Consider the following 22,005-nt stretch of genomic DNA (forward strand, 5'->3'; position numbering starts at 1 on the left):
CCCCCACCCAGACAAGCCATGAGCCAGATCGACGAACTGAAAAACAACGGCCTCAAAGCCACCTTGCCGCGGCTGAAGATTTTGGAGGTTTTCCAAAGCGGCTCGATGCGGCACATGACGGCCGAGGACGTGTTTCGTCATTTGCTCAAGGACAATGCCGACATCGGTCTGGCCACCGTCTACCGGGTGCTGACCCAGTTCGAGCAAGCCGGCATCCTCAGCCGCAACCACTTCGAAAGTGGCAAAGCGGTCTATGAACTCAACGAAGGCCAGCACCATGACCACATGGTGTGTCTGGATTGTGGCCGGGTGGAAGAATTTTATGATGCGGAGATTGAGTCACGCCAGCAAGCCGTGGCGCAGGCCAAGGGTTTTGTGATCGCCGACCATGCCCTGAGTCTGTACGCGCACTGCACCCAAAAGCCCTGCCCGCACCGCAACGCCCGCTGAAAGCAGGCGTGATGCCAGCTTTCAGCCCATGGCGCGACGCTGGCGCTCGATGAAATCCTGGTAGGTGTCAATGCCGCGCATCTGCAAAATGGTATTGCGCACGGCCGCCTCGACCAGCACCGCGATGTTGCGGCCGGCCATGACTTGGATCACCACCTTTTGCACCGGAATGCCCAGCACGTCTTGTCGCAAGGGTTCGGAAGGCAATCGCTCGTAATCGCGCTCCAGGGTTTCACGCCGGACCAGGTGCACGATGAGCTTGAGCCTCATTTTCCGACGTACCGCCGTCTCACCAAAGATGGCACGGATGTCCAAAAGTCCGATGCCACGAACTTCCAGCAGGTTTTGCAGCAAATCCGGGCATCGCGCTTCGATGGTGGTCTGGTTGATCCGGTAAAGGTCGACCGCATCGTCGGCCACCAAGCCATTGCCGCGCGAGATCAACTCCAGGCCCAACTCGCTTTTGCCCAGACCGGACTCGCCCGTGATGAGCACGCCCATGCCCAAGATGTCCATGAACACACCGTGCATGGTGGTGCGGTCGGCAAAGTGTTTGGACAAATACGCACGCAGCACATCGATCACAAAGGCCGAGGACTGCTCGGTGGCAAACATCGGAATTTGTGCCCGCTCGCACATGGCCAGCAGGGCTTCAGGCGCCGTCTGGCCGTCGGCCAACACCAGCACCGGGGGCTCCAGTGTCACGATGCGTGCAATGCGCCGCGAGCAGTCGTCAGGGGTGCCATTGGTGAGGTAAGCGACCTCGCGCGGACCCAAGATCTGGACACGGTAGGGATGGATGTAATTGAGGTAGCCCACCAGGTCTGCACCGGAGCGGGCCTGGCGCACGGCCACCTCGTCAAAGCGCCGCTCGGAAGCGCCCAGCCCGGCTTGCCACTGCCACTTGAGTTGTTGGCGGTGGTCCTCAAAGAGGACGTCGGCGCTGATGACGGAGGGCTTCATCGCCTGTAGGCTGTCAAGTAAAGAATCAGGCGGTTTGGGCCGATTGCCACTGGGCGATCAACTGGTGCAGGCTCGATTGAACCGTGCTGCTTTTGATGCTTTCGCGCAAAGCGGTGTCGCTGAGCAACTCAGCAATCTCGGACAGGATTTCCAGATGCTTTTGGGTGGCCGCTTCAGGCACCAGCAAAAAGATCAACAGGTTGACCGGTTGCTCGTCTGGTGCGTCAAAACCAATGGGCTGGGCCAGCTGGAAAACGGCGGCCATGGGGGCTTTGAGACCTTTGATGCGACCGTGGGGAATGGCCACACCATGGCCCAAGCCCGTGGAGCCCAAACGCTCGCGGGCAAACAGGCTGTCGGTGACCAAGGCACGCGACAAGCCGTGCAGATTCTCAAAGAGAAGTCCGGCTTCTTCGAATGCACGTTTCTTGCTGGTGGCTTCCACCCCCACAAGAACTTGGGCAACAGGCAATATGGATGAGAGTCGGTTCATGGTCGAGGCCGGATTATGCACCCGATCCGCCAACAGGCCTGATCCCAGACCTGAGCCCATCGCGACAGGACAGGTCTGGGCGGCCCAAGGCGCGCAAAAAGGGCCGCTCGCGGCGGCCCCGATTGGAGAGAGTTCGAGAGATCACATCATGCGCTTGGGCGCAGTGTGGTGGTGGTCGGTGATGCGGTCTTTGTGTTTGACCACTTGACGATCGAGTTTGTCCACCAGATCGTCCACGGCGGCGTACAGGTCTTCGTGGGCGCTTTCGGCAAACAGGTCATTGCCTTTGACATGGATGTTGCACTCGGCGCGTTGACGCTTTTCCTTTTCCTTCTGCTTTTCGACGGTCAGCAGCACTTTCACATCGACCACCTGATCAAAATGTCGGGTGATTCGATCCAGTTTCCCCGTGACGTACTGGCGCAAAGCCGGGGTCACTTCCAAATGGTGCCCGCTGATGGTTAAATTCATAATCGTCGCCTCCATAGATTCAGGGTAGGGAAAGCCCCGCAAGTGCGGGACTCTGAAACCACCTTTGAGGGGTGGTTCAACCCCACTATGCGCCCCGCGAAATGGAAAAGCAATACGTTCGCAACGAAACCTGTAAAGTCCGCCGCTTTTGCCCACAAGCCCCGATTTAGGTGCTATTGTTCGATTTGAAGCCGGGGTCTGGTTTGCCATCTGGGCGCACCAAAACCCACCCCAACACCCCCGCCGACTCAGCCCACCGCCTTCTGTGGCACCCCATGCAGGCGCAAATGCCCCGCCAGCCAAACGCTGAGCAAACTGGCCACCACCCCCAACAAACCCGCCACCCAGTAGCCGGTGAGTTGTCCTTGTGCATCGCGCCCGATGATGAGCCCCGCCACCAAGGCCGCCAAGCCCATGGAGGCCGACTGCACGGCCGAGTTGAGGGTCATGAAAGTGCCGCGCAAACGGGGCAGGGCGGCCGAGGAAATCATCGCCATGCCGGGAATCATGCGCCCGCTCATCACCGTGAAGAACAAGGTCGAAATGGCCAGCAAGCCCCACAAGGGCAGGCCTTGCGAGAGGGTGGTGGCCATCAAGGGCACCGTCACCGCCAAAGCCAGGCGCTGGAACATCTGGACCTTGCCCACCCGGTCGGTCAGGCGGCCAAAATAGCGTGCACTGAGCAGCGTTGCCAAGCCGCCGCACAGATAAATCCAAGGCACCTCTTCGGTTTTCATGCCCGCGTTGGACTGCAGGTAAATGGTGATGTAAGGGATGACGGTGAAGGCCGCGAACATCATCAAGCCCGACACGGCAAAAGCCTTGAGGTGGTTGGGCTCGGCCAGCACTTGGCCAATACCGCGCCAAACACTCACCCGCTCGGGGTGGTGCAAGTGCGCGTCGAGTCGGGGCAAGGTTTGCCAGGCCGCCAGCGACAACAGGCCCACCAGCACCGCGATGCCTACAAAAGGCGCATGCCAATTGAAGTGCGCAGCCAAAAACAGGCCCATCGGTACGCCCGCCACGGTGGACACGGAAAACGACGTCATCACCACACTCATGGCACGGCCACGGCGCTCAAAAGGAATCACATCGGCCACGATGGTCTGCGACAGGGCCGACAAGACACCGCCAAACAAACCTGCAGCCACACGCGCCACCATCAACCACACATAGTCGGGCGCCAAAGCGCACGCGAGTGTGGCCAGCCCAAACAGGCTGTACATGCCCAGCAGCAGTTGCTTGCGGCCAAAGCGGTCAATGTAGGTGGCCGCCATCAAACCGGAAAAGCCTGCCGACAAGGTGTAGGCCGAGACCAGCAGACCAAACTGGGCATTGCTGATGCCGAAGAGAGCCGTGAACTGCGGCCCCAGCGGCATCATGATCATGAAATCGAGGATGTGGGTGAACTGGATGCCAGCCAGCGTGAAGAGCAGCCAGCGCTCACGGCGCGGGGTCAAATGTGGGGTCATGGAACAATGCCGTTGAATGGTTTGAATCTACCACCCACGGCCGTCCATCGCCTTTGTTCACCCTCACATGCCCATTGAATCCTTGACGCCCACGCCGCCAACATCACCGGCTGCACCGCCACGCCCTGCGCAGCCGCACCCCGTGTTGGGGCTGGTGCTGATGGGTGGCGGCGCCCGCACCGCCTACCAAGCGGGGGCACTTCAGGCCATCGGCCAATTGCTGAGCCGCACAGCAGGGCCTGCGCCAGCTTTTCCGTTTCAGGTGCTGGCAGGCACCTCGGCCGGGGCCTTGAATGCCACTTTTTTGGCCAGCAAAGCCATGGAGGGCCTGGCCGGGCTGAACGACCTGGCGCATTTTTGGACCCGTATCCGCACCGAAGCGGTCTACTGCCTGCCCCAAACCCCGCTGGACAAGTTCAGCCGATGGGCCACAGCAGTGGGTTTGCTGCGCTCAGCCCGCACCCATGCCGCCGCGATGGACAGCCTGGCCTTGGTCAACACCTTGCACCGGGCGATTGCTCTCGAGAAGATCGACACCGCCTTGCAAAGCGGCGTGCTACAGGCCCTGGCGGTCACTGCATCGAGTTATTCCAGCGGGGTGCATTGGACGTTTTGCCAAACCCGCGACGGCCAGCCGATCACCTGGAGCCGGCCGGGGCGCCGCGCCGAGCAGCAACCGATCACCATCGAGCACCTGATGGCGTCCAGCGCCATCCCCTTCATTTTCCCGTCCACCCCCCTGTGGGTCGACGGCGGGATGGAGTTTTTCGGGGACGGCTCGATGCGCCAGATCTCGCCTTTGTCATCGGCCGTGCACCTGGGCGCTGACCGGATCTTGGCCATTGGGGTGAGCCAACCCCAGCGGGCCAGCCTGGGGGCCCCCACGCGGGCTGCGGGACGCCCTTCGTTGGGCACCATCGCTGGCCACGCCATGGCCAGCGTGTTCCACGACACGCTGGAGGCCGATGTCGAGCAGATCACCCGCATCAACCAGGCTCTGGACAGCCTGCCCGAGGCCATGCGAGCGGAACTGCCCCTGCGCACTGTTCGGGTGCTAACACTGCAGCCCAGTGCCTCGCTCGACGCCCTGGCGCAAGAGCACGCTCACACCCTGCCCCGCCCCATCCGTCGGGTGCTGGAAGGCCTGGGGGCCCTGCGCGGCAGTGGTGCGGCCCTGGCCAGTTATTTGTTGTTCGAGCCGGAATTCATCTCGGCACTGATGGCTTTAGGACAAGCGGATGTGCAGGCCCGTGCCGATGAAATCCTGGCTTTTCTGGCCCCCACTGGGTCGCATCCGGTGCGATAATCCGCCGATTCATCCTGGAGACACATTGCCGTGGAAACTACCCCGAGTCGGTAGCTTTCGAACGCGCTGAGCACCTTGCCCATCGTTCGAAAGCTGCAGAAAACCCCTTCGCCGCCCCTTTGAACTTTTGGCACCTGGCCATTTTTCGGATTCGCCATGCTCAACATCTTCACCCTCGCCAATGGCCGCCTCTTCCAAGAAGAGATCGAGTCGCTGGAAGAACTCTCTCGCTTTCAGCCCATCTGGGTCGACCTGGAGTCGCCCACCCTCGAAGAAAAACGTTGGATCAAGCAGTACTATGGCTTGCTTATCCCCGAAGACGCGATGGACGAGGACATCGAGGAATCGGCCCGTTTCTATGAAGAGGACAACGGGGAACTGCACATTCGCTCTGACTTTTTGATTGCCGACGAAGACGAGCCACGCACCGTGCGCTGCGCCTTCATCTTGAACCAGCACAATGCCGACCTGAAAAGCCAGGGCGTGCTGTTTTCCATCCACGACGAAGACGTGCCGGTGTTTCGCTTGCTGCGCATGCGCGCACGCCGCGCCCCGGGCCTGATCGAAGACGCCAAGGAAGTGCTGCTCAAGCTGTTCGATGCCGACGCCGAGTATTCCGCCGACACGCTCGAAGGCATTTACGACAAGCTCGAAACCGCTGGCAAAAAAGTGCTCTCGGGCGATGTGACCGACGCGATGGCTGGTGAAGTACTGGGCGCGATAGCGCGGCAAGAAGACTTGAACGGACGCATCCGCCGCAACGTGATGGACACCCGCCGTGCCGTGAGCTTCATGATGCGGTCCAAAATGCTCAATTCCGAGCAATTCGAGGAAGCCCGCCAAATCCTGCGCGACATCGACTCGCTCGACTCGCACACGGCCTTTCTCTTTGACAAGATCAACTTCTTGATGGATGCCACGGTCGGTTTCATCAACATCAACCAGAACAAGATCATCAAGATCTTCTCGGTGGCCAGCGTGGCCTTACTGCCGCCCACCTTGATCGCGAGCCTCTACGGCATGAACTTCCAGTACATGCCCGAGTTGTCGCAAAAATGGGGTTACCCCTATGCCTTGGCGCTGATGGCCGCCAGCGCCGTGGTGCCCATGTGGTACTTCCGCCGCCGGGGTTGGCTCAAATAATAGTCTGCTTCAGTCCAGCGCCCGCTGGCGCAGCCACTGCGACACAATGGCCAAACTGTAACTGCTGGCCACCTCGCGGATGAAGCGCTGAAAGTCGGTGTGCGCCGTGTCGTCTGCGCGGTCGGAGATGGTGCGCACCGCCGCAAAAGGCACACCGTAATCGTGGCACACCTGCGCCACCGCTGCGCCCTCCATTTCCACCGCCAAGGCCTCAGGCAGTGCTTGGCGCAGCGCATGGCTTTCGGCCGAGGTCGAGACAAAACGGTCGCCACTGAGGATCAAGCCTCGATGCACGCGAGGCGTATTCAATTGGAACTCGGCCAAGGTGCTTGGGCCAAGGTGCAGCGCGGCATCGGCCAACACCTGCTCGCTGGCTTGTGCCAGTTGAACAGCCAGCTTGGCATCGGCCTCAAAACGGGCACGGCCATACAGCGGCACCTCATGACGCGGAAACAGCGGCGAGGCGTCCATGTCGTGTTGCACCAAACCATCGGCCACCACCACATCACCCACCCGCACCCCAGAGCCCAGCCCGCCCGCCACACCCGTGAAAACCAAGGTGTCGACCCCAAAGCGCTCGAGCAGCACCGTGGCCGTGGTGGCCGCGGCCACCTTGCCGATGCGCGAGAGCACCGCCACCACCGAGTGGCCTTGCCAATGGCCGACCCAAAAGTCGCGCCCGGCTACCTGCAAGCGCTGCTCGTCAGGCATTGCCGACAGCACGGCCGCCAGCTCTTCGTGCATGGCGCTCATGATGCCGATCACTGCCATGGATCACCCTTGTTCTGTACTTCAAAAAAGAAACGGCCACTTTGGAACAGGTGGCCGCAGACCCGTGCCCAGGCGTGGGCATCGCAGGGGTGCGTCAGGCCTTGGCGCGCAATTCGCGCCTCAAAATTTTACCCACTGGGGTCTTGGGCAATTCGTCGCGGAACTCGATCACACGAGGCTGTTTGTAAGCGGTCATGTTGTCGCGGCAGTAAGCGATGATTTGTGCCTCGGTCAACGCCGGGTCCTTGCGCACCACCACCAACTTGACGGTCTCGCCCGTTTTCTCATCGGGCACACCAATGGCTGCGCACTCCAGCACGCCGGGGCATCCGGAGGCGACTTCTTCCACTTCGTTGGGGTAGACGTTGAAACCGCTGACCAAGATCATGTCTTTTTTGCGGTCCACGATCTTGAAATAACCTCGCGCATCCACGATGCCAACGTCGCCCGACTTGAAGTAGCCATCGGCGGTCATGACCTTGGCGGTTTCGTCTGGGCGCTGCCAGTAACCGGCCATCACCTGCGGGCCTTTGATGGCAATCTCGCCAGGAGTGCCGGGGGTGGTGATTTCGTTGCCATCGTCGTCGAGCAACTTCATCCAAGTGCCGGGAATCGGCACACCAATGGTGCCAGTGAACTCAGTGCTGGTGGTCGGGTTGCAGCTGGCCGAAGGGCTGGTTTCGGACAAACCATAACCTTCGCAGATGGGGCAACCTGTTTTCTCCAGCCAGAGTTTGGCGACATTGGGCGTCACGGCCGTGCCGCCGCCCAAAGACACCAGCAGATTCGACCAATTCACCGTGCCGAAATCAGGGTGGTTGGCCAGACCGTTGAACAAGGTGTTCACAGCTGGAAAACTGTGGAACGTGTGCTTGGACAGTTCTTTCAGGACCGCAGGCAAATCACGCGGATTGGGAATCAGAATGGTTTTGCCACCCATGCGCAGGCCCAGCATCATGTTCACTGTGAAAGCGAAGATGTGGTACAGCGGCAAAGCGCACACCGAAGTGGGCTGCTGCCCTTCTGGCATGCGCTTCATGGCAGGCTCGTTCCAAGCCTCGGACTGCAAAACGTTCGCAATCACGTTGCGGTGCAAAAGCACCGCGCCTTTGGATACACCCGTGGTACCGCCTGTGTACTGCAGCACGGCAATGTCATCGGCAGAAAGCTCGGGTTTGCGAAACGCCTGCTGGCGCCCCTTGCTCAGGGCTTCATTGAAACGAACCCCTTGGGGCAAATTGAAGGCGGGCACCATCTTCTTGACGTTGCGCACCACGTAGTTGACCAAGCTGCCCTTGAGCAGGCCCAAGCGGTCACCCATGGACGCCAGCACCACATGCTGCACAGGGGTTTGGGCGATGCATTTTTCCAGCGTGGCGGCAAAGTTTTCGATGGTCACGATGGCTTTGGCGCCTGAATCCTTGAGTTGGTGCTCCAGTTCGCGGGCGGTGTAGAGCGGATTGACGTTGACCACCACCAAACCCGCACGCAAAACAGCCGCCACAGCCACCGGGTACTGCGGCACATTGGGCATCATGATGGCCACGCGATCGCCCTTGCTCAGGCCCAAGGATTGCAGGTAAGCCGCCATGGCCAAGCTGTCTTGGTCGGTTTGGGCGAAGCTGAAATCCTTGCCCATGAAGCTGTAGGCAATGCGCTCTGAATATTTGGAAAAACTGTCTTCCAGCAAACCGACCAAAGAACTGTAGGCGTTCGGATTGATGTCGGCCGGGACGCCTTCGGGGTAACTCTTGAGCCAAATGGGATTCGCGTTCATATGGGGTTCTCCTGCGGGTCAGTCTACCGTAAATCTGACACCGAACTGACGTTAAATACCTCGGGGTTTACGCCAAAAAAAAGGGAGCGAACCAGGTTCGCTCCCTCCTGTAAACCCTGGTGATGAAGTCTTAAGCCTTCAAGACCATCAAGACCTCGTCGAGCATCTTTTTGGCATCACCAAACAACATGCGGTTGTTGTCTTTGTAAAACAGCGGGTTGTCCACGCCCGCATAGCCGCTGGCCATAGAGCGCTTCATCACAATGCTGGTGCGGGCCTTCCACACCTCGAGCACCGGCATGCCGGCGATCGGGCTGGTCGGGTCGTCTTGGGCGGCCGGGTTCACGATGTCGTTGGCACCGATGACGATGGCCACGTCGGTGTCCGGGAAGTCATCGTTGAGTTCGTCCATCTCGAACACGATGTCGTAAGGCACTTTGGCCTCGGCCAACAAAACGTTCATGTGGCCAGGCATGCGGCCCGCGACGGGGTGGATGCCAAAGCGCACGTTCACACCTTTGTCGCGCAGTGTCTTGGTGATTTCAAACACCGTGTGCTGGGCTTGGGCCACGGCCATGCCGTAGCCCGGCACGATGATCACGTTCTTGGCGTCGCGCAACATTTCGGCAGTCTCAGCGGCCAAGATAGGACTGACTTCACCTTGCGGCTCGGCCGCTTCGCCTGTGGGCTTAGGCGCTGCGGCTGTGGTGCCAAAGCCCCCAGCGATCACGCTGATGAAGCTGCGGTTCATGGCATTGCACATGATGTAGGACAAAATCGCGCCACTGGAACCCACCAAGGCGCCGATCACGATCAGCAAGTCATTGGAGAGCATGAAGCCGGTGGCCGCTGCGGCCCAGCCGGAGTAGCTGTTGAGCATGGACACCACCACGGGCATGTCGGCGCCACCAATGGCCATGACCATGTGGATACCGAACAGCAAGGCAATGGCGGTCATGATGAACAAAGGCACCATGCCCTCTTCCACCGTCTGGGCGTTCATGAACTCACGACCGAAGTAAATCACCGCGATCAAACCCACCAAGTTGAGCCAGTGGCGGGCAGGCAGCAACAAAGGGCTGCCGCCGATGCGGCCGGACAACTTGCCAAATGCCGCGACCGAACCCGAGAAGGTCACCGCGCCGATGAAGATGCCGATGTAGATTTCACCCGCGTGGATGGCATGAGCCGCGCCTTCCAAATTCTTGGAGGCTTCTGGATCCACATAAGTGGCGTAACCCACCAGTGCCGCGGCCATACCGACCATGCTGTGCATGAGCGCCACGAGCTCGGGCATTTGGGTCATCTGCACTTTGCGTGCAGCGTACAGACCAATGAGCGCACCCACCAGCACAGAGCCCACGATCATGGGAATGCCTTCGGCCGTGACTTGCGGGCCAAAGATGGTGGCCAGCACGGCCAGGCTCATGCCGATCATGCCGTAGAGGTTGCCGCGCCGTGCGGTTTCCTGGTTGGACAAACCACCCAGGCTGAGGATGAAAAGAATGGTCGCGCCGATGTAGGCGACCGTTGCAAGACTTGCAGACATTCAGTTTCTCCTTCTTCTTATTTTCTGAACATGGCCAGCATGCGCTGGGTGACGGCAAAGCCGCCAAACATGTTGATGGCCGTCAGCACCAGCGCCAAAGAGGCCAAGATGGCGATCAGCGTGTTGGGACGCCCGGCCGCCGCCAAGGGCGAGATCTGCACCAGCGCACCAATGGCGATGATGGAGCTGATGGCGTTGGTCACGCTCATGAGCGGGGTGTGCAGCGCGGGCTTGACGTTCCAGACCACCATGTAGCCCACAAAGCAGGCCAACACAAACACCGTGAAGTGCGACAGGAAGGCCGCTGGCGCATACGCGCCCACCAGCACCAGCAGCACAGCGGCGACCGCTGAAACGATGAGCAACTGGCCCACCGGCATGGGGCCCGAGGGCTCGCCGTGGCCGTGGCCTTTTTTGGCGGCCGGCGCGGCAGCGGGTTTGGCCGCAGGCTTGGGCGCCACCACCAGAGGCGGAGCAGGCCAAGTGATTTCACCGTTTTTGATGACCGTCAGGCCCCGAATCGCGTCGTCTTCCATGTTGACGTTGATCACGCCATCTTTGGTCTTGCACAACTCTTCGGTCAAGCGGAACAAGTTGGTACCGTACAGGGTGGACGACTGGCGCGCCATGCGCGAAGCCAGGTCGGTGTAACCCACAATCGTCACGCCGTGCTTCACCACGGCTTTGCCGGGCTCGGTCAGTTCGCAGTTGCCGCCTTGCTCGGCGGCCATGTCCACGATCACGCTGCCGGGCTTCATGCTTTGCACCATTTCGGCGGTGATCAGCTTGGGTGCGGGTTTGCCGGGAATCAGCGCGGTGGTGATGATGATGTCGCACTCTTTGGCCTGCTTGGCGTACATCTCGCGCTGCGCGGCTTGGAAGCCTTCGCTCATGACCTTGGCGTAACCGCCACCGCCCGAGCCTTCTTCTTCGTAGTCCACTTTGACGAACTCACCGCCGAGCGAAACCACCTGATCGGCCACTTCGGCGCGGGTGTCGTTGGCGCGCACGATGGCACCCAAGCTGGCGGCCGCGCCAATGGCGGCCAAACCGGCCACACCGGCACCGGCAATGAACACTTTGGCGGGGGGCACTTTGCCCGCAGCCGTGATCTGGCCGTTGAAGAAACGGCCAAAGGCGTTGGCCGACTCGACCACCGCGCGGTAGCCACTCACACCGGCCATGGAGGTCAGCGCGTCCATCTTCTGGGCGCGGCTCAATGTGCGGGGCAAAGCGTCAATGGAGAGCGCCGTGACCTTTTTGGCCGCCAACTGCTGCATCAAATCGGGGTTTTGGGCGGGCCACAAGAAACCGATCAAGGTCTGGCCTTCGTGCATCAGCGCCACTTCGTCGGGTGTGGGGGCACGCACTTTAAAGACGATGTCGCTGCCGCTCCACAGCGCCGCGGCGTTGGGGGCAATGGTCGCGCCGGCTTCAACATAAGATGCATCAGACAGGTCTGCCAGCTCGCCAGCGCCTTGTTCGACCACCACGGCAAAGCCGAGTTTGACGAGTTTGGTCACCGCATCGGGGACTGAGGCCACCCGCTTTTCACCGGGGAAAATCTCACGGGGTACGCCAATGCGCTGAGGCTTGGGGGCGTGATCGCCTGTTTGCATGAATGTCTCCTCACTCAATCCACAAAAAAAGTATGGCTAATGACACAGCTTAACCGAAGTCAATAAATACAAGCCCGAATCAAGTCCTTCACGATCTTGTTGGAACCATGATGACTCCATTATATCAGTATCAGCTGATATAATGGAGTCAATCCATGGATTTAGGCACCTTTTTGGTGCTCAGGTCTCGGTCAGGACATGCCTTGCACGTTGGCAAGTCGATAATCTGGGCATGGATACCCGCTGGAAACCCAATGTCACCGTGGCCGCCATCATCGAGCGTGATGGCCGCTACCTCTTGATCGAAGAACACACGCAAGAGGGTTTGCGCCTGAACAATCCGGCAGGCCATTTGGACCCGGGCGAATCACCCGCACAGGCATGCGCCCGCGAAGCCCTGGAGGAAACGGCCCAGCCCTTCACACCCACCGCCTTGGTGGGGATTTACCTCTCCCGCTTTCAGCGTCCGGCAACCGGCGAAGACATCACTTATGTGCGCATGGCTTTTTGCGGCGACGTCGGTGAGCTGCAACCCCATTTGAGCCTGGACGAGGGCATCGTGCGCACACTCTGGATGACCCCAGAGGAAGTGCGGGCGAGCGCTGAGCGCCACCGCAGCCCACTGGTCTTGCGCTGCATCGAAGACCATCTGGCCGGACAACGCTTTCCACTTGAGGTGATCCATACCGACCCGGCAGTGGCGAATTTGCCGCCCTTGTCGACATGAGCCCCGATCTGCCCACCGAGGCCCTGTGGCTGCTCACAGGCGCGGCTGCTTTCGCCGCGGGCGTGCTCAACGCCATCGCTGGGGGTGGCAGCTTCCTCACTTTTCCAGCCTTGGTGTTTGCCGGTGTCCCCCCCTTGGCGGCCAACGCCACCAGCGCCATGGCCGTCAGCCCAGGTTACCTGGGCAGCGTACTGGGCTTTCGATCGGAATTGCAAACCCTGCCCCGCGCCCTGCTGCATCGGGAAGTGGCCATTGCTGCGGTGGGAGGTTTGATTGGCGCGGGCTTGCTCTTGGTCACGCCAGCACGGGTGTTCTCAGGCTTGGTGCCCTGGTTGCTGCTGCTGGCAACAGCCCTGTTTGCGGCAGGCCCCTGGCTTGCACGGCGCAATTCAGGTCAGGGCCACCCTGCTTGGCGGCTGCCGGGCCTGATGGGCGTGGCCATTTACGGCGGCTATTTCAACGGCGGCCTGGGCATTTTGTTGATGGCGCTGTACACCCTGACGGGTGAGAGCCGGTTGAACACGGTCAACGCGCTGAAAAATCTCAACTCGTTTGTGCTGTCTCTATTGTCGGTGGCCGCCTTTGCGGTGGCCGGGGCCATTGTCTGGCCGCAGGCGCTTTGGATGATGGCGCTGGCCACAGCGGGCGGCTGGGCGGGTGCGCGACTGGCCAAGCGCCTGCCCGTGCATTGGGTGCGCTGGCTGGTGATCGGCACGGGTTTGATGATGAGCGTGGTGTTTTTCACGCGAACGGGCTGAGCCCGACCTGCCCACCCAATTCAGCGGTTCGCGGCAGGCGCCGCCGAGTCTTCAAAAAGGGCCGGGCCCCAGCCCAAATCTTTCGCCATCAACTGTGCCAGGCGCTGATAACCGGGCACCGTGAAGTGGATCAGGTCCCGCGCCATCAGAGGCGGGGTTTGCCGGGCCCATCGGTACGCACTGCCTGCGCCCCCCATGGCCTCGAACATGCTCCAAGCATGGCAACCATGGGACTGCGCCACCTGCTTTTGAATGCGGCCAATCTCATCGTGGACTCGGGTAAAACGCAGCACATCGGAGGCAACTTTCTTTTTGGCTTGGGGTGAAGATTTGCCACCTTTTTGGGAACGCCGCAACAAAACACCCCGGTCACCCGGCGCTATCAGCAAGCAGGCCGTTTGCGGAAAAACCGCTCGCCACTGGGAGACCGAGGCCTCCAGCATCTGACGGTAAGACTGGGCACTGAAAGGCTGGACATTGCCCTCGTTGGTGCCAAAAGCCAAGACCACCAGGTCATAAGGCCGCTCAGGCCACCAGGGCGTCAGTGACTCGGTCCGCACATGCCGCCAGCCGCCCACCGTGGCACCGGGATAGCCAAACACATCCATTTGCAATCGCACAGATGGGGCCAGTGGCGACTCCAGTCCCTGCAGGCGAAAAGGCCCTTGCACCACCCGCAAAGCCAAGGTGGACATGGCCTCTTGGGCCGCCAACTCCAGCACGGCAGCCCCCTGTGGACCCTGCAAGTTGATGATTTGCTCGGGACCCGCATCCACCCGCAGCGCCAGCACAATCGGTCGCTCGGTCTGCTGGTAAAGCAAACGAACACGGGAACGCTCGGCAAGCCCGGCTGCATTACGCAGATCCATTGACAGCCAAGCTCCGTCCTGACGGCTGATCATGTTGACCAGACCAGGGCCGGGGTGCGCCGCCCCAGCGCTTTGGGCATGGGCGGGCTCGTACTGCCAATCGGGGCTCACACAGGTTTTGCGCAGAGGCAAGCGAACGCCGGCACGCCCCAGACTGGCCGGCATGAATTGCGCACGCACCTGGTCGGGCGCAAGCCTGGACAAACGTTGCAACTCCTGCGTGAAAAACCCTGCGGCCAGGTGGCTGTCGCTCCAAATGCCCACGCGCAACACCGAAGCGTTCGCGCGGGACCACAAAGATGCAGCGGCAGGCCCAGCCAAAGCGCTGGGCTCAGACCTTCGGGATTCGGGCTTCGAAAAGGCCTTCACCTGCTCATCGACCTCGGTCTGGTCGGGCCATTCGACCGGGTCGGGATCGACCGCACGCGGGGGCTTGCTTGCAGGCGCCGGCAAACCACATTGCAAATCCGGCACATCGGACAATGCCTGCACCTGCATCAGGTTGACGGGCGCCGGCCCGATTTGAGCCTGGACCAAAGCGCAGCAACAGGCCAAGACCCCACAAAAAACCACTTGTCCAGGGGACATCCACTTCATGGCTGCAGGGCCTTCGCAATGTGATCCAGCAAGGCTTGGTTGATCATCCGAAGGCCTGAGGGCGCCATGTGAATGCCGTCATCGGCACGCAAATTCACGCGTTGCCCATCCTCTTTGAGTTTGAATTTTTGGTAGGGCGTCGACAAAGCGCCGATCAAAGGCTCGGTGGCCAGGTAATCCGTCCCCCATTGCGCGGCCCTCTCGTGAAAGATGTGGTTTTGCAGGACCGCACCATCCCGAATCCGGCCTTCTTTCATGACGGGCAAACCCACCCAAATCACACGCACCTGGCGCTGCACAGCAGCAGACAACACTTCGTCCACCCGCAAAGCGTAATTCAAAGACCAGCCAGGAGAAGGAAACACATGACGGCGACCATCGGCCAGCATGTCCCAAGGGTCGTTGGGGCCCAAAAAAATCACCAGCAGGGTCAGATTTTGGGCGTCCATTTCGTCAACCATGCGCACGGGCCAGTCGAAGTGTCGACGCACGGTCAGGCCCGTACTTTGGCGGCTCAAGTCCTGCACTTGCCAATCGGGGTGCAAGCGCATGATGTCGCGCATGAACAAGGGGGCAATGCCCTGCATCATCGAGTCACCCGCCATCAAAATGCGCTGGGGACCGGGCGCCAGCTTTTGCTGCGCCAAGGTAGCCAAAAATTCCCCGGGCGGCAAGGGCGGGGGCAGGTCCTTCAATTGCGGAGGCTCGGGTGTTCGTTTGGTCGGGGCTTGCACCTCTTGCACATCCGACGAAGATGGCCAATTCAAACGGAACAGCGGCCTAGAGCCCCCCGTGCGAATGCGATCATCCAGCCAGCGTGAAGGTGCAAACAAGGCCTCGGCCACAGCAGACGGCAAGGCCGCCTCCAGACTGAAGTGGTAGCGAGCTCCCAGGTATTTCTCCAGGGAGGTCAACCAACTCACACAGACCAGCAAGGCAATGCCCGGCAAAAGCCAGCTCAGTTGGCGTGCAGACAAATGACGTCGCATATCAAAACCGGTAATAAATGAAACTGGGCACACCTTCAGGGGCCCCGTAAAGCCAAACACACCACAGCAAAGCCAGCAAAGCACCGCCCAAGCCAGGGCCCAGACGCGCCAGCCACGCCACACTCAGGCGCTGCCAGCGCAAGGCCCAAGGACTCAAGCCCCAAACCAAAGCTGCAATGCCCAACAAACCCCACCAAGGCATTTGCTCAGCCTGCCAAAAACCAGCCGGACTGTGCCACAAACCTTGCAACATGAGCAGCGCCTGGGGCACCGAATCGGCCCTGAAAAACACCCAGGCCACGGTGACAAAAACAAAAGTGAGGGTTTGCGCGGCCCAGCGCGGCCAAGCAGGCATGCCCCAGAGCTTGGCCGTGTTTTGAACCACAACGCCCAGCCCGTGCAACAAACCCCAGACCACAAAAGTCCAGTTGGCACCGTGCCACAAACCGCTGATCAGCATGCCTGTCAACACATTGAGCTGTGTGCGGCCCCAGCCCAATCGGTTCCCCCCTAAGGGAATGTAAATGTAATCACGGATGAAGCTCGACAAGGACACATGCCAGCGCGTCCAAAAATCCGACAGGTTGCGGGCCAAATAGGGCTGGCGAAAATTGACCGGTAAACGGTATCCCAGCAACAAAGCCAGGCCCGTCACGACCAGGGTGTAGCCCGCAAAATCCAGAAAAATCTGCAAGCTGTAGCCCAGCATGGCCGCTGCCAGCGAGACACTGGCGTATTGGTCCGGGTACTTGTAAACCGGATCCACCACCTGCGCAGACAACCAAGACGCCAACACCACCTTTTGCAACAAGCCCAAAGTGATCAGATACAGGGCCAACCACGCATGGCGGGGGCGCCCCACACGCCGCGCAGAATCTGTCTCGTCGGTCTGGGCAAAAAAGTGCTCGGCACGCCAGATGGGCCCGGCGAACAAAGTCGGCCAAAAGCTCAGGAACAGCAACACATCCGGCCAGGAACGGGCCAAAGCGGGTGCACGCCCCACCATCACCAGGTAGCTCACCGCTTGAAATGTAAAAAACGACACGCCCACAGGGGCCACCCAATCGGCCACGGGCAACAAGGACACAAAGCCTGTGAGCTGCAACAGGGTCTGAAAGGTCTCCCGTGCAAACTCATAATATTTGAGGAAAACCAGAAAAGACCCGGCCAACCACAGGCCCAGCACCCAAGGCAAACGGCCAGCCCCAGCCCGCTGCATCCAACGGCCCAGAGCCCAAATCACCGTGCTGTAAGCCAGCAAAACCCATGCAAAAACGGGCACCCAGGTGGCGTACAAACCATACGCTGAGACGATGAGCAAGCTGCGCTGCGCACGCGGGTGCCCCGCCAAAGACCAGTAAATCGGCAAAAACACCAAACACAACAGTGCGAACTCGGGCGAGACAAAACTCATGCAGAACCGTTCACTGTATGGGCACCTTCACACCTGCGGCCACCTGATCAAGCAGCAACTGCTCTGCCAGGACCTTGGCCAAATAACCCCCATCTTCCGTCAGTCCATAGCCGCCCAGGTAAAACTTGAGGCCCTCTTGCACCGAGCCGCCACGCAGTTTGGTGGCATCGGCCAGCACACTCACGCCGACGCGCAAATTGGAGATCGGGTCAAAGGCGGCCAACTTACCACCATAGGCTTCGTAGCGTTGGGCGTGTACTGCGGTCATGACCTGCATCAGGCCTTGTGCACCCGCTTGGCTTTGGACATAAGGGTGAAAATTGGATTCGATGGCCATCACCGCCAAAATCAGGTGAGGTGCCAGTTTGTGTTTTTTGCCCAGCACATAGGCTTCGGCCACCAAGGCGGCCAGGGGCTCGGGGGCCACTTTGTACTTGCGCCCCAACCAAACGGCCACGGCCGCCTGTTGCGCAGTCAAATCCTCCAAATTAACTGCCGTAGCACGTTCGGCCGTGTTTTCCGGCAGCCAGGACAACAAGACCTGGCGCTCACGCAACCAATCGAACAGCGCGCCCTCCGCTTGGTTCAACCATTGGGGGTGCCACCACATGGCCAAAACAAAGGCGGCCGCACCCAAGCCCACCATGGCCAAGCCACTGTGGGTCACGATGAACAGGCCTCGCGCGGTATCGCGCAGGAAAGTTCGGATGGGGAGGCACCATGTGCAATGCAAGGTCATGAATGGAAACCAGACGGCCATTATAAATTTTCGCCAGCAGCCGACCGAGGCTTCGCGCACGGGATAATTCGGGCATGTCTCATCTAGCACGCGTGGTCGTCGGCTTGTCCGGCGGCGTCGATTCAGCCGTCACCGCCCATCTGCTCAAACAGCAGGGCCATGAGGTGATTGGCATCTTCATGAAAAACTGGGAAGACGACGACGACAGTGAATACTGCTCCTCCAATGTCGACTTCGTGGATGCCGCAGCCGTGGCCGATGTGCTGGGCATCGAGATTGAGCACGTCAATTTTGCAGCCGATTACAAAGACCGTGTTTTTTCGGAGTTTGTGCGCGAATACCAAGCTGGGCGCACACCCAATCCGGACATTCTGTGCAATGCCGAAATCAAGTTCAAGTCCTTTTTGGACCATGCCATGCGGGTGGGGGCCGAAAAAATTGCCACGGGCCACTATGCCCGGGTGCGGCAGAACACTGTCAGCGGTCTGTTCGAGTTGCTCAAAGGCCTGGACCCCAGCAAAGACCAAAGCTATTTTCTGCACCGCCTGAACCAGGCGCAGCTGTCCAAAACCCTGTTCCCGGTGGGTGAGTTGCACAAAACCGAGGTGCGCCGCATTGCCGAAGAGATTGGCCTGCCCAATGCCAAAAAGAAAGACTCGACCGGCATCTGCTTCATTGGCGAGCGGCCGTTTCGCGAGTTTTTGAACCGCTACATCTCCAAAGAACCCGGCCCGATCAAAGACTCAACAGGCCGCACCATTGGCCGACATGTGGGTCTGAGTTTTTACACCTTGGGCCAGCGCCAAGGGCTGGGCATTGGTGGCATCAAGGCCAAAGGCGCAGAAATGAAGGCGCTGCAAGCCCAAGGCTTGCGGGGCGCGGGTGAACACACACCTTGGTTTGTGGCCCGCAAAGACATTCCGAATAACACCTTGTGGGTGGTGCAAGGCCACGACCATCCCTGGCTGTTGTCGCCCCAACTGCAAGCCACCGATGTGAGCTGGTGCGCGGGCCAGGCCCCAACCCCCGGTGCCTATGCGGCCAAAACGCGCTACCGGCAAGCCGATGCAAGCTGCAGCTTCCAGCCCCAGACGATGTCAGACGGTCAGCCAGGTTTTTCGCTCGACTTTGCAGAAGATCAGTGGGCCGTGACCCCAGGGCAGAGCGCCGTGCTGTACGACGGCGAGGTCTGCCTGGGTGGTGGGGTGATCCACTCGGCCATCACACGCACCGACTGAGCTCAACCGGCCTCACTCTCCACCCAGCCCCAAGCGGTTGGGTTGGCGCTTCTCGATGGCAAAGCGCAGCAAAGCGGCAGTGCGAAAAACACCGTGTGCAAACTTGCCGTAGGGCAAAGTGAGGAATAAGGCCATCACCGCACCCAGGTGCAGCGCCAACATCAAAGGCATGGCCGCCGTTTGGCCCACCAGCCACAAGAGCAAACCCGTCACGCTGACCAAGAACAACAAGGCAATGAAACCCCGGTCCATGGGCTTTTGCGCCGCGTCACCGTGGTCCGGGTGGCGGCGCAGGTTCAAGCGCCACAAACCGGCCGTGCCCACCGCCAGGCTCACCCCGCCAATGACGCCCAGCAACTTGGGCAAGGTCGTCAGGTCATAAGGCGCAGGCCAACCCAACACATAGTGGTACAGCGTGGCCACACTGGTCGCAGCAAAGCACAACATGAAGCCGTAAAACGTCAGGTGGTGGTAGCGCCTGCGGGCGTGCGTCCAAGCGTCGTCTTCATTGTGGCAACCTTCGCCGTGGCCACCGTCCAAGTACTTCAATTTCAGCGCGGCGTGTGCGGCCTCGGCTGCAGCGGGTGGCGACAAATCGGCCCCGCTGGTGGCAGGCGTCACGTCACGCCAAAAGCGGCGAACACCCAGCGCCAAGGCCAAGACGGCAAACAGGAAGATGGGTGCGAACAGGCTCACCATCAGGTTGTGGGGGAACACCGCGTAAAAGCCGCCCGCTACAGGGGTTGACCACAATGTGCCCTGACGCAGCATGGCCAAAGCCAAAAACAGCGCCAAACCCGCAGCGAGCGCGACCGACAAGGTCAAGCCATTGCGTTGGTACAAGCTGCCCAAAGCGGGCGGCCAAGCGTAATCGGCATAGGTCTGCCCACGCACCTGTGCCATGGCCTTGGGCACGTTGATGGCAAAGTCGTGTGGTGGCGCGTACTGGCAAGCGTGCAAACAGGCCCCGCAGTTGTGGCAAAGGTTGGCCATGTAATGGATGTCGGCCTTGCCAAACTCCAGCCGACGGGTCATGGCCGGGAACACCGCACAAAAGCCTTCGCAGTAACGGCAGCCATTGCAAATTTGCATCTGCCGCGCCACTTCGGCCTCGGGTGCAGTCATCTCGCCACGCGCTAGGGCGCGGGCATCTTGGGTCAGGGCTTCAAGCGTTTGCATGAGAAGCTCCTTGCCTTTGCGCATGAACGGCTTTGGCAGCTTGCTCGCCCGCGATGCGGCCAAAGGCTGTACCAATCGTCATGCCCACCCCGGCGGTGTAACCCTTGCCCAGCACATTGCCCGCCATCATTTCGCCCGCCACAAACAAGTTGGGGCTGGGCTGGTCGTTGAATCGCACAGCGGTGGTGTCATCGGTCTTGAGGCCCAAATAGGTGAAAGTGACGCCAGGCCGCACGGCATAGGCGTAAAAAGGCGCTGTGTCTAATGGACGCGCCCAATGGGTTTTGGCGGGGCTCACGCCCTCGGTGTGGCAATCGTCCAGCGCCGTGTGGTCAAAAGTGCCTTCGCGGCAGGCCGCGTTGTAGTCGTTCAGGGTTTGCATGAAGGTCACTTCATCCAGGCCCAGCTTGCGGGCCAACTCGGGCAGGCTGTCCGCCTTGGTGCCTTCAAACACGGGCGGCATGAAGCGGCCCACCGCTTTGGCGTCGATGATGGAATACGCCACCTGCCCCGGTTGCTGGGCCACCAAACGGCCCCAAATGGCGTAGCGCTTGGGCCAGAAATCTTCGCCCTCGTCGTAAAAGCGCCGCGCCTCGCAGTTGACCACCACGCCCAAAGACACACAGTCGATGCGGGTGCAAATGCCGCCGTCATACAAGGGCGCACGGGCGTCAATCGCCACCATGTGCGCTTGGGTGGGGTCACCAATGCGGTCGGCGCCTTGCGCCAGCATGTGCTTGAGCAGCACGCCTTGGTTGAAGCGCGTGCCGCGAATCAAAAACTGATCCGCCGGGTATTCGCCACGCTCGTTTTGTCCCCAGGCTTCGCGCAGCCACTCGCGGTTGGACTCGAAGCCTCCCGCCGCCAACACGCAAGTGCGGGCGGTGATGCGTTCACGCCGCACGCTGCCGTCGGGCAGCTTGTGCATGACCGATGCGGCCACAAAACGGCCCTCATCCAATTCAACGGTGTCAACTTCGGCGTTGTAGTGAATCTGCACGCCCAGCTTTTCAGCGCTGCGGTAATACGCATTGACCAGTGCCTTGCCCCCGCCCATGAAAAACGCGTTGGTGCGGGCCGTGTGCAAAGCGCCCGACAGCGAAGGCTGAAAACGCACGCCGTGCTTGACCATCCAGGGTCTGCAAGTGGCCGAGTGGCGAATGGCCAAACGGGCCAAGTGCTCGTCGGTCAAGCCGCCTGTGACCTTCAGCAGGTCTTGCCAAAACTCTTCTTCTGGGTAAGCGTCAACCAGCACGTCTTGCGGTGCGTCGTGCATGCAGCGCAAATTGCGCGTATGGCCAGAATTGCCGCCACGCCACTCGCGCGGGGCCGACTCCAGCAGCATCACACTGCACCCCGCCTCGCGGGCCATCAGGGCCGCGCACAGGGCTGCGTTACCGCCGCCAATCACCAAAACATCCAGGCTCATAAACACTTTCCAATCAAGTCAACACTTGGCACCGGGTGACGCCGCCAAAGCC

The 22,005-nt window shown here is 60.4% G+C and carries 20 protein-coding genes; 6 read left to right on the forward strand and 14 right to left on the reverse strand.

The window, feature by feature from the left end:
* The first annotated feature begins 18 nt into the window (after positions 1-18).
* Positions 19-450, forward strand: a complete 432-nt coding sequence (gene fur, locus L63ED372_RS11280; RefSeq protein ID WP_062406039.1) for a ferric iron uptake transcriptional regulator — start codon at positions 19-21, stop codon at positions 448-450.
* Between the two features lie 21 nt (positions 451-471).
* Here fur and hprK read toward each other — a convergent pair whose 3' ends face one another.
* The 4 genes from hprK to L63ED372_RS11300 form a co-directional block, all read right to left on the reverse strand.
* On the reverse strand, positions 472-1,413 hold the full coding sequence (gene hprK, locus L63ED372_RS11285; protein WP_062406040.1) for an HPr(Ser) kinase/phosphatase: 942 nt from the start codon (positions 1,411-1,413) through the stop codon (positions 472-474).
* Between the two features lie 25 nt (positions 1,414-1,438).
* On the reverse strand, positions 1,439-1,906 hold the full coding sequence (locus L63ED372_RS11290; RefSeq protein ID WP_062406041.1) for a PTS sugar transporter subunit IIA: 468 nt from the start codon (positions 1,904-1,906) through the stop codon (positions 1,439-1,441).
* A gap of 141 nt (positions 1,907-2,047) precedes the next feature.
* Complete coding sequence (gene hpf, locus L63ED372_RS11295) at positions 2,048-2,377, reverse strand: ribosome hibernation-promoting factor, HPF/YfiA family (RefSeq protein WP_062406042.1); 330 nt, start codon at positions 2,375-2,377, stop codon at positions 2,048-2,050.
* A gap of 248 nt (positions 2,378-2,625) precedes the next feature.
* Entirely contained in the window at positions 2,626-3,849 is a 1,224-nt protein-coding gene (locus L63ED372_RS11300) for an MFS transporter (protein ID WP_062406043.1), read from the reverse strand.
* 67 nt (positions 3,850-3,916) lie between these two features.
* Here L63ED372_RS11300 and L63ED372_RS11305 point away from each other — a divergent pair, with 67 nt between their 5' ends.
* Positions 3,917-5,155 (forward strand): patatin-like phospholipase family protein, encoded by a 1,239-nt coding sequence (locus L63ED372_RS11305; RefSeq protein WP_062406044.1) that lies wholly within the window; start codon positions 3,917-3,919, stop codon positions 5,153-5,155.
* Between the two features lie 156 nt (positions 5,156-5,311).
* Positions 5,312-6,298, forward strand: a complete 987-nt coding sequence (gene corA, locus L63ED372_RS11310; RefSeq protein WP_062406045.1) for a magnesium/cobalt transporter CorA — start codon at positions 5,312-5,314, stop codon at positions 6,296-6,298.
* Positions 6,299-6,307: 9 nt separating this feature from the next.
* Here corA and L63ED372_RS11315 read toward each other — a convergent pair whose 3' ends face one another.
* From L63ED372_RS11315 to L63ED372_RS11330, 4 genes are all read right to left on the reverse strand, one after another.
* Positions 6,308-7,069 carry a 5'-methylthioadenosine/adenosylhomocysteine nucleosidase gene (locus L63ED372_RS11315; RefSeq protein ID WP_062406046.1) on the reverse strand — a complete coding sequence of 254 codons (762 nt, stop codon included), beginning with the start codon at positions 7,067-7,069 and terminating at the stop codon, positions 6,308-6,310.
* Positions 7,070-7,163: 94 nt separating this feature from the next.
* Complete coding sequence (locus L63ED372_RS11320) at positions 7,164-8,846, reverse strand: long-chain-fatty-acid--CoA ligase (protein ID WP_062406047.1); 1,683 nt, start codon at positions 8,844-8,846, stop codon at positions 7,164-7,166.
* Positions 8,847-8,976: 130 nt separating this feature from the next.
* On the reverse strand, positions 8,977-10,395 hold the full coding sequence (gene pntB / locus L63ED372_RS11325; protein WP_062406048.1) for a Re/Si-specific NAD(P)(+) transhydrogenase subunit beta: 1,419 nt from the start codon (positions 10,393-10,395) through the stop codon (positions 8,977-8,979).
* A 17-nt stretch (positions 10,396-10,412) separates the two neighbouring features.
* A complete protein-coding gene (locus L63ED372_RS11330; protein WP_062406049.1) occupies positions 10,413-12,014 on the reverse strand; it encodes a Re/Si-specific NAD(P)(+) transhydrogenase subunit alpha in 1,602 nt (533 codons plus the stop codon).
* Positions 12,015-12,246: 232 nt separating this feature from the next.
* Between L63ED372_RS11330 and L63ED372_RS11335 the strand changes: the two genes are divergently transcribed.
* The gene (locus tag L63ED372_RS11335) at positions 12,247-12,741 is read left to right on the forward strand and encodes an NUDIX hydrolase (RefSeq protein ID WP_062406050.1); all 495 of its coding nucleotides are present in this window, start codon (positions 12,247-12,249) and stop codon (positions 12,739-12,741) included.
* On the forward strand, positions 12,738-13,499 hold the full coding sequence (locus L63ED372_RS11340; protein ID WP_062406051.1) for a sulfite exporter TauE/SafE family protein: 762 nt from the start codon (positions 12,738-12,740) through the stop codon (positions 13,497-13,499). Before L63ED372_RS11335 ends, L63ED372_RS11340 begins: the two co-directional genes overlap by 4 nt.
* A gap of 20 nt (positions 13,500-13,519) precedes the next feature.
* Here L63ED372_RS11340 and L63ED372_RS11345 read toward each other — a convergent pair whose 3' ends face one another.
* The 4 genes from L63ED372_RS11345 to L63ED372_RS11360 are packed head-to-tail and all read right to left on the reverse strand — an operon-like array spanning position 13,520 to position 18,107.
* Positions 13,520-14,965, reverse strand: coding sequence for a GDSL-type esterase/lipase family protein (locus tag L63ED372_RS11345; RefSeq protein ID WP_062406052.1), 1,446 nt, complete (start codon positions 14,963-14,965; stop codon positions 13,520-13,522).
* Positions 14,962-15,954, reverse strand: coding sequence for an SGNH/GDSL hydrolase family protein (locus tag L63ED372_RS11350; protein ID WP_062406053.1), 993 nt, complete (start codon positions 15,952-15,954; stop codon positions 14,962-14,964). Before L63ED372_RS11350 ends, L63ED372_RS11345 begins: the two co-directional genes overlap by 4 nt.
* A gap of 1 nt (position 15,955) precedes the next feature.
* Positions 15,956-17,368 (reverse strand): MBOAT family O-acyltransferase, encoded by a 1,413-nt coding sequence (locus L63ED372_RS11355; RefSeq protein ID WP_062406054.1) that lies wholly within the window; start codon positions 17,366-17,368, stop codon positions 15,956-15,958.
* Between the two features lie 10 nt (positions 17,369-17,378).
* Positions 17,379-18,107, reverse strand: a complete 729-nt coding sequence (locus tag L63ED372_RS11360; RefSeq protein ID WP_062408009.1) for a lytic transglycosylase domain-containing protein — start codon at positions 18,105-18,107, stop codon at positions 17,379-17,381.
* Positions 18,108-18,181: 74 nt separating this feature from the next.
* Here L63ED372_RS11360 and mnmA point away from each other — a divergent pair, with 74 nt between their 5' ends.
* Positions 18,182-19,345: a tRNA 2-thiouridine(34) synthase MnmA gene (gene mnmA / locus L63ED372_RS11365; RefSeq protein WP_062406055.1), complete on the forward strand. Its 1,164-nt coding sequence runs from the start codon at positions 18,182-18,184 to the stop codon at positions 19,343-19,345.
* A gap of 12 nt (positions 19,346-19,357) precedes the next feature.
* On the opposite strand, the gene tcuB is transcribed toward mnmA, so the two are convergent.
* Together tcuB and tcuA are read right to left on the reverse strand one after the other, a co-directional pair.
* Complete coding sequence (gene tcuB, locus L63ED372_RS11370) at positions 19,358-20,524, reverse strand: tricarballylate utilization 4Fe-4S protein TcuB (protein ID WP_062406056.1); 1,167 nt, start codon at positions 20,522-20,524, stop codon at positions 19,358-19,360.
* Positions 20,511-21,953, reverse strand: a complete 1,443-nt coding sequence (gene tcuA / locus L63ED372_RS11375; RefSeq protein ID WP_062406057.1) for an FAD-dependent tricarballylate dehydrogenase TcuA — start codon at positions 21,951-21,953, stop codon at positions 20,511-20,513. The genes tcuB and tcuA overlap by 14 nt, the downstream gene beginning before the upstream one ends.
* Positions 21,954-22,005: the final 52 nt, after the last annotated feature.

Source organism: Limnohabitans sp. 63ED37-2 (assembly GCF_001412535.1).
In the GTDB taxonomy this organism is placed as follows: Bacteria; Pseudomonadota; Gammaproteobacteria; order Burkholderiales; family Burkholderiaceae_C; genus Limnohabitans_A.